General features: G+C 71.0%; 3 protein-coding genes. 1 reads left to right on the forward strand and 2 read right to left on the reverse strand.

All coding sequences use genetic code 11. The features are described from left to right. On the forward strand, nucleotides 1-4,031 hold a 4,031-nt coding region (locus DVH02_RS30650; protein ID WP_114627112.1), incomplete at its 5' end, for an SDR family NAD(P)-dependent oxidoreductase. 206 nt (nucleotides 4,032-4,237) lie between these two features. Here the strand turns inward: DVH02_RS30650 and DVH02_RS30655 are convergent. Together DVH02_RS30655 and DVH02_RS30660 are read right to left on the reverse strand one after the other, a co-directional pair. Beyond that, nucleotides 4,238-4,816: a LuxR C-terminal-related transcriptional regulator gene (locus DVH02_RS30655; protein ID WP_199566476.1), complete on the reverse strand. Its 579-nt coding sequence runs from the start codon at nucleotides 4,814-4,816 to the stop codon at nucleotides 4,238-4,240. Between the two features lie 554 nt (nucleotides 4,817-5,370). Continuing rightward, entirely contained in the window at nucleotides 5,371-8,265 is a 2,895-nt protein-coding gene (locus DVH02_RS30660; protein ID WP_158575960.1) for a helix-turn-helix transcriptional regulator, read from the reverse strand. Nucleotides 8,266-8,528: the final 263 nt, after the last annotated feature.

Raw genomic sequence — 8,528 nt, forward strand, 5'->3', positions numbered from 1 at the left:
TGGCGGTGGTCGCGGGTTCGGCCGTGAACCAGGACGGCGCGTCGAACGGTCTCACCGCGCCGAACGGCCCTTCGCAGCAGCGGGTGATCCGTGCCGCGCTGGCGGCGGCGGGTCTCTCGGCGGCGGATGTGGACGCGGTGGAGGCACACGGCACCGGCACGAAGCTCGGCGACCCCATCGAGGCCGAGGCGTTGCTGGCGACGTACGGGCAGGGGCGTGCGGACGGCAGTCCGTTGTGGTTGGGGTCGGTGAAGTCGAACATCGGCCACACGCAGGCGGCTGCCGGTGTGGCGGGTGTGATCAAGATGGTGGAGGCGCTGCGGCACGGTGTGCTGCCCGCGACGTTGCACGTCGACGAGCCGTCGTCCCACGTGGACTGGTCGGTCGGCGGGGTGGAGCTGCTGACACAGGCGCGGGAGTGGCCTTCGGCGGCTGAGCGTCCGCGGCGTGCGGGAGTGTCCTCGTTCGGGCTCAGCGGCACCAACGCACACGTCATCCTGGAACAGGCGCCGGAGGAACAGACGCCCGTGTCGTCCGGCGGGGAGATCTCGCCGCCGGCCGACACGGCGCTACTGCCCTGGCTGGTCAGCGGCCGCGGCGAGACGGCCCTGCGCGCCCAGGCCGAGCGCCTGCTCGCGGCGGTCGAGGATCCGGCCGGCCCGTTCTCCGCCCGTATGGCTCGTGCGCTGGTCACGACCCGTTCCACCTTCGAACACCGGGCCGTCGTGCTCGCGGCCACCCGCCAGGAGCTGGCCGAGGAACTCAGGAGCCTGTCCCTGGGTGAGCCGGGACTCCGCACGGTCCTGGGCGAGAGCCGTGATGGGGGCAGGACCGCGTTCCTGTTCTCGGGGCAGGGTGCGCAGCGGATCGGTATGGGGCGTGGACTGTACGAGGCGTTTCCGGTGTTCGCGGACGCCTTTGACGAGGTCTGTGCCCTGGTGGGTGGGGAGTTGCGTGAGGTGGTGTTCGGCGCGGACGGCGAGGGCGGGGCTGAGCGGCTGGAGAGCACGCAGTGGGCACAGCCCGCGCTGTTCGCCGTCGAGGTCGCGCTGTTCCGTCTGGTGGAGTCGTTCGGAGTACGCCCCGATGTGGTGATGGGGCATTCGGTCGGGGAGATCGCCGCCGCGTACGTGGCGGGGGTGTGGTCGCTGGCGGACGCCTGCCGTCTGGTCGTGGCGCGGGGCCGGTTGATGCGGGCACTCCCCGAAGGGGGAGTGATGGCGGCGTTGCAGGCCGGTGAGGAGGAGGTGCTGCCTCTTCTGGACGCGGCCCGGGTGGGTGTCGCGGCCGTGAACGGTCCCGGTTCGGTGGTCGTGTCGGGGGAGGCGGCGGCGGTTGAGGAGGTGGTGACACACTTCCGTGGTCTGGGCCGCAAGGTGACGGCTCTGCGCGTGAGCCACGCCTTCCACTCGCCGCTGATGGAGCCGATGCTCGCCGAGTTCCGGTCGGTGGCGGAGGAACTGGTCTACGGAGCCCCGTCGATTGCGATGGTGTCGAACGTGACCGGCCGAGCGGCGGTGGGGGAGGAGTTGGCGTCGGCGGACTACTGGGTGCGGCATGTGCGCGAGGCCGTGCGCTTCGCCGACGGCGTGGGCGCGCTGGTCGAGGAGGGGGTGACCCGGTTCGTGGAGATCGGCCCGGACGGCACCCTCACGGCGCTGGCACAGGAGTGTGTCGCGCGGACTCTGGACGACGCGCTGTTCGTGGCGACGCTCCGCAAGGACGGGGACGAGCCGTCGGCCGCGCTCCGCGCGATGGCGGCACTGCACGTCGGCGGCGCGGAGGTCGACTGGACCACGGTCCTCGGCGACCACGACGGCGGCGGGACGGTCGGCCTGCCCACCTACGCCTTCCAGCGCACCCGCCTCTGGCCCACGGTGACCGCACACCGGGAGGCAGCGGGGCGAACGCCCGTCTCGGCCGGTGACGCGTCCTTCTGGACGATGATGGAACAGGGGCCGCGGCACCTGGCGGACACACTGGGCCTGCCTCAGGAGACGCTCGACACCGTCATCCCGCGGCTGACGGAACTCCGTCGCGAGCGGGTGGAGCGCGCCGAGACCGACGGCTGGCGCTACCGGGTGGAGTGGGAGCCGGTGGAGATACCGGCCGAGACGGCTCCGAGCGGGCGCTGGCTGCTGCTGCAACAGCCCGGCGCCGTCCCTCTCGCCGGGCTGGAGAGATTCGTCCCCCGGCTGGAGCGGCTCACCTGCGACGCGAAGGACAGGAAGCGGCTCGCCGCGCTGCTGGAGTCGGCGGCCGACGGAGCCGAGCCTGCCGGTGTGCTGTCCTGCCTCTCCCTCACCGGCCAGGACTCCGGCCCCGTTGTCTCCGGCCCCGTCGTCTCCGGTCCTGACAGCGGCGTGGTCGTCGACACCACGACGGTGATCCAGGCACTCGGCGACGCGGGAGTGACGGCGCCGCTGTGGGCTGTCACCCGGGCCGGGTTCGGTCCCGGCCGCGCCCCCGGTGATCCCGCGCAGGCGGCGATATGGGGACTGGGCCGGGTGGCCGCTCTGGAGCACCCGGACCGCTGGGGCGGACTCATCGATGTCGCGACGGAGCCCGGCGACGTGGAACTGGCCCGCGTCGCCGCGGTGCTGGCTCACGGAGACGAGGACCAGGTCGCCGTGCACGGCCGGTCGGTCCACGGTCGTCGGCTGCGTCCCGCGCCGCTGTCCACCACGGACCCGGCGGCTTCGGGCGGCCTCCACCGTCCGGCTCCGCGTCGGCTCCTCGTCACCGGAGGAACCGGCGCCCTCGGGGCCCGGGTCGCCGAGTGGTTCGTCACGCGCGGGACGCGGGAACTCGTCCTCGCGAGCAGAAGCGGCCCGGACACCCCCGGACTGGCCGGTACGGTGGACCGGCTGACGGCGGCCGGCGCGGAACGCGTCGATGTGGTCGCGTGCGACGTCGCCGAACGAGCCCAGGTCGCCGCACTGCTCGAAGCTCACCACGTCGACGGGATCGCCCATGTCGCGGGCGTGCCCGACCACAGGCCCCTCGACGAGATCGACGCCGCCCATGTCTCTGAGGTGATCGGGGCGAAGGCGTGGGGCACGGTGCACCTGGACGAGCTGACGCGGGACCTGGACCTCACCGCGTTCGTGGTGTTCTCGTCGATCGCCGGAGTGTGGGGGAGCGGGGGACAGGGCGCCTACGCGGCGGCCAATGCGTGGGCCGACGCCGTGGTGGAGTCGCGCGGTGACCGTGGTCTCGCGGGCGTGTCGGTCGGCTGGGGCCCCTGGGCGGGCGGCGGAATGGTATCGGGCGAGGGCGCCGTGGAGCTGGAGCGGCGCGGGCTGCGGGTGATGGATCCGGCGCGGGCGCTGGCCGCTCTGGGGTCGGCGCTGGAGAGCGCCGGTGGCTCGGTCGTGGTGGCCGATGTGAAGTGGGAGAGCTTCGTTCCCGCGTTCACGAGCCGCCGTCACAGCCCCCTGCTGGCGGAGCTGGACCGCGCGACCAGGAGCGGGACGGAGTCTGACACACCGTCGGATACCTCCGGCGCCCGCGCCCTGGTCGGGCGCATCGCCTCACTCTCCCCCCAGGGGCGCTCCGATGCCCTGCTCGACCACGTACGGCGTGCCGCGGCCAAGGCCCTGGGGCATGGTGACACCACGGCGGTGACCGCGGAACGGGCCTTCCGTGACATGGGATTCGACTCGTTGACCGCTGTGGAGCTGCGCAGTACGCTCGCCGAGGACACAGCTCTGGCGCTGCCCGCCACCCTGGTGTTCGACCACCCCACACCGATCGCCCTGGCGCAGTACCTGGACGCCGAACTGTCCGGAGGCGGCGAGACGGTGGCGGCCATGCTGGCGGATCTGGAGACCGGCATCGCCCGTCTCATGAAAGCGGATCCTGACCAGGACGCCCGGACGCTGCTCGGCGCCCGGCTGCGGACCCTGCTGAGCGAGATCGAGCCCGCCGGCGCGGTGCCCGAGGCGGCCGGACCCTCGCTGGGTGAGCAGTTGGACGGCGCGAGTGACGAGGAGCTGTTCGACCTCATCAGCCGCGAGTTGGAGCAGTAGCCACGGGACGTGTCGCCGCGGACCGGCCCGCGGGCCGGTCCGCGGCGACAACGCCCCCACCGGGAGCGGGTGTCGGCGCCCGGAACGAGTCGGCGGCCCCACCCGTCGAGGGGTGGGGCCGCCGACCTCCGATGTATCCGCTCCTGCCTCGCCGCCCGGCGAGCCGGGCCGGTACACGAGGCGTCAGGTATGAGGGGGAAAAGCCGTCACTTGATGAAATCGGGCAGAACGCGCGGGGGCCATTGGCCTACGGTCAACATGCCCATCGAGTGGGCACGGGCCACGAGAGCGGCCCGGTTCGGTGCCTTTAATTTCCGCAACATGAGGCCGACGTGATACTCGACGCCCTGTCGGCTGAGGTAGAGCCGAGCGGCGAGCTGCACGGTGGAAGCGCCGCTGGCGACGCCCTCCAGGACCTGTGCATCGAGCTTGCTGAGAAGCTTCTCACCAGGGTTGTGGACTCCCTCCTCCGAGTCCGTGTCGGGAGCCGCCGTGTCCGGCCTGACCTGCACGACGATGCCGGCCAGCAGTCCGGTGGTGTTTTTTACGGCGATACCGGTCAGCTCTCCGGAAAAGGCCCGGCCCTCGTCACCGAGGCCGACCATGCGCTCGGCGAAGCGGTTGCAGCGTCCTTCCGACAGTCGGTTGAAGTGCCGGCTGAGCACCGAGGGAGAGCTGGGGTGCAGAAGGTCGTACAGACTCCGGCCGCACGTGTCGGCGGAGGTCCTGCCGAACTGGCGGGAGAAGTCAGGCTCCGCCGCCACGATGTGCATGTCGGTACCCATATGTGCCGTGTAGAGGCGACGGCTGGTCTCCGGCCGTTGGCGCCCGTCCGGCTGGATACGGTGAAGCTCGGAAGAGGGGCGCGGGGCCGCCGCTCTGTCCCTGTTGTTCCAGGAACCGGTTATTCGCGTGGTCACTGCGACGCACCGTCTTTCTGTATTCAGATGTGGGGAGTTTACTGCCCGAAGGCAAATCTGATATGACGCGATCGCTACGCATGAGGGTCAAGAGATCGTCTGCTTCCGCATTCTGTGCGTATCTGATCAACCGTGATTGAGCCTAGGGATATGCCTAGAGACCGGTCAAGCGAACTTTTGCGTGGCTCCAAAACACTGTGGTTCGGTGGTTCGGTGGTGGCGAGTTGAGCGCACGGCTCGCCGACTGCCAGGTGACGGCCGTTCCGACGGGCCGGTGCGTGGCGTTCTGTGAACGCGTGATTTCCATGCGCGTTCCGGCGCGTGTCGTGTTCGGTGCCGTCGCTCTGCGCGGGTGGAGACCGGAGCGGAGGTATGACCATTTCCACGTCTGCGATGCCTGTTTGCTGCCCGAATCGGGCTCACCTCTCGGCGTCTGCCCTCTTGAGGGCGGTGGCCAGTCCCGGACGTCCCGAAATTCCGAGTTTTCGGTAGGAGTTCGTCAGGTGTTTCTCCACCATGCGCGACGACGTTCCGAGGTGTTGCGCGATGGCCGAGTTGCTGAGACCTGCGGCGGCCAGGCGCGAGACTTTCCGTTCGGACGGGGTCAGTTTGTTGCCTCGGGTATCCGATTCGCCTGTGGTCTCGGTCTGTTTGCCCCCGATTCTCTTGGCCAGCGCGTGGATATCCAGCTCGTTCGCCAGATCGTGTGCCCGTTTGAGGGCGTCAGCTCTTTGCTTCCGTCGCGCCGCGGGATGAGTACCCAGCGCGTACAGGCCCCGGCACAGTTCGTAACTGTTAACGCCCTTTTCCAGAACGGCGACGGCTTCTTCGAGCAACGTGGGGCCCCGGTGCCCGGTGGTGACCCGGCCGAGGGTGACCAAAGACCGGCCCAGAACCGTGGGAGACCCCCATGCCCGGGATCTCTCCAGCTCCAACCGGGCCGCCGTCAGGGCCTCTTCGTGCTCGCCCAGACGGTGGTGCATGAGGGCGGCGGGGGACGACCACGGCAGGACGACCGGATTCAGCCAGCCGATCTGCTCGGCACGCCGACCGGCCGAGCGGTAGTGCTCCAGCGCCGTACGCGGGTCGCCGTGCCGGGCCGCGAGCGTGCCGCGTGCCATGTCCAGGAGCGCGGCCAGGTGCTGGTTCTCGGCGTGCAGCCGGTGCTGGATGAGAAGCTGCTCCGCCAGCTCGGGCTCGTCGGTGTGCATCGCGACGATCGAGAGGATCGCCGCGCAGACGGTGGGCAGATCGCTCGATTCCGGACCCGCGAGAGCGTCCACTTGGATGATCTTCTCCTGGGCCGTGGCCAGGTGCCCGTCGGCGAGGGCGACCAGGGCCTGTTCGCAGCAGATGACGGCCTGTTCCACATCACCACCGCGGCGCTGGGCCTGCCGGTTCGCCTCACGCAGCCAGCTCGCCGTGCCCTCCGTCCGCTCCGCGCCGGCCAGGATGTTCACGGCCAACGGCACGGTGGTGTGGACGTGATCGGGTGCGGACGGCTCCCGCTCCAGAATACGTGCGCACAGACTCCCCAGCTGATGCGCGGGAACGGCGCCCGCGACGAACGCGATGTGCATCAGCGAGGTCACCAACTCCCGTTCGCCCGTGGTGGCCAGCCGGGGGGAGGGCCCGAGGTCGTGAAGGCGCCGCAGCGCCCGCTGGATGTGCGCGGGGTCCTGCGCCGACAGCACGTGCTCGCGCGCCTCCAGACGTAGCGCCAGCTCGCGTTCCGCCGAGTCCCCGGAGCCGGAGCGGCGCAGTTCGTCGGCGATGGAGGCCCGGATGACATCGACGCGAAAGGCCGGTGGGTCCATCTGGAGCGGTCCCAGCAGCAGCATCGTGTCGGCCCGCTCCCGCACCGATCCCAGCAGCGGCACGGCCTCCACGACGTGCCGCAGCGAGGCGGCCGTCGCGAAGCCGCGCTCGGCGGTGGCGAGATCGACGAGCAGCCGTGCCCTGTCGTCCCCCGAGACCGACGAATCGAGCAGGGCGGGCCGCAGATAGCGTGCCGCGTCCCGGGACGAGCCGCGGCGCATCGCGCTGTCCGCGGCGGTACGCAGAATCTGAACCGCTCTGGGGCCGCGCAGGGTCATCACCGCCATCAACTGCTCCGCGGCGAGTTCGGCCCGGCGGCCGGTACGGTGCAGCAGCTCGGCCGTCATCCCGCGCATGGCGGTGCGCTCCTGGGCGGGCATGTTCTCTTCCAGCAGGTCCCGCAGCACCGACCCCGACGCGAGCCGGTAGGAGTCCGGATCCATGAAACCGGCGAGCCGCAGCACGTCGACGGCCTGCGCCCGCCCGTGGTCGTCCAGCTCGGCGAGCCGGGCCACGAACTGTTCGTCCGCCGCCGAGCCGAGCAGGGTGAGCGCGTAGGCGGTCCGCCGCACATGGTCGGGCTGGGACCGCAGGAACGCGTCGAGACGCTGGCGTACGCGCTCGGGGCGCAGGGTCGCCGCGATGACGGCGTCCGTCGCCGTCGGACGCAGTCTCAGGTACTGGGCCTCGTCCAGCACCGCCCGCAGCAGCAGCGGGTTGCCGCCCGAGCGCGCCGCGACAGTGTCCACGAACACCGAGTCCGTCGCGGAGCCGAGAGCCTTCTCCACCAGCACACGCACGCTGTTGAGACCGAGCGGCGCGAGTTCCAGCGTCCGGTCGGACATCCCGTCCCCGGATTCGGGCCGACCGCCCCCGCACCCCGGTTCGGCCCCGCTGCGCTGCGGGACGAGCAGGTCGGCCACGAGCTGTCGGGCGCCGCGCACGTCGCCGGGCAGTACGGAGAACACGAAGAGGATGCGCTGACGCGCGCGACGCGCCAGCGACAGGGTGAGTGCCCGCAGGGACTCGGCGTCCGCCCATTGGAGGTCGTCCACCATGAGGACGACCGGCCGGTCGTCCGACATGGCGCAGAGAAGCATCGCCAGCCAGCGGCTTGCCTGCTGCCGGCCGAGTTCGGACCACGGAGGGGCCGCCGTGAGCGTGCCGTGCGCCCGGCCCGTACGCGATCGGGCGCCGGACAGCGAGGCATCCGCCCTCCGCAGCCAGCGGGCCATGTCGTCGGGCGGCACCACCGCGCGCAGCGAATCCACCAACTGCCTGACCACGCCGAGCCGGAACCGCTCCTCGGTGACGGACGCCTGGGCTCTCAGGAGGACGAACGCCTGAGAGCGGCCGAGGTCCGCCAGGGACTCCAGGAACGTCGAACGGCCCATGCCCAGCGGGCCCCGGACCACCAGCAGCGAACCCTGTCCGCCCTCGGCGCGGCGCAGGGCGGCAGCGGCATGGGCGAGGGCGGATTCGCGTTCTAACAACACTGTGCGGGTACTCCCTCGGACACGGGGTGCCGACAGGGCCCAGGGTCTTTCGTTTGGATCAGGCCGGATGAGGGAGCGGGGTCCGGTGCCGTGGATCGCGAGGCGGAGGAGGGAGCCCACGCGGAGCGTGGGCGACCGACGACAACGCGGCGAGGCGCGGTGCCAGGGCTCGCGAGCCCGGCGTGATCCAAACGAGAGGCCCTAAGGGCGCGGGGGTACGGCACGGGTGGCAGCGTATGTCCGGGTAGCTGTATGCGGAGAAT

It is taken from the genome of Streptomyces corynorhini (genome assembly GCF_003346515.1).
Lineage (GTDB): Bacteria > Actinomycetota > Actinomycetes > Streptomycetales > Streptomycetaceae > Streptomyces > Streptomyces corynorhini.

Bases quoted from the DNA above. Each gene is read 5' to 3' on its own strand.
- DVH02_RS30655 (WP_199566476.1), bottom strand. From the start codon at position 4,816: ATGGGTACCGACATGCACATCGTGGCGGCGGAGCCTGACTTCTCCCGC.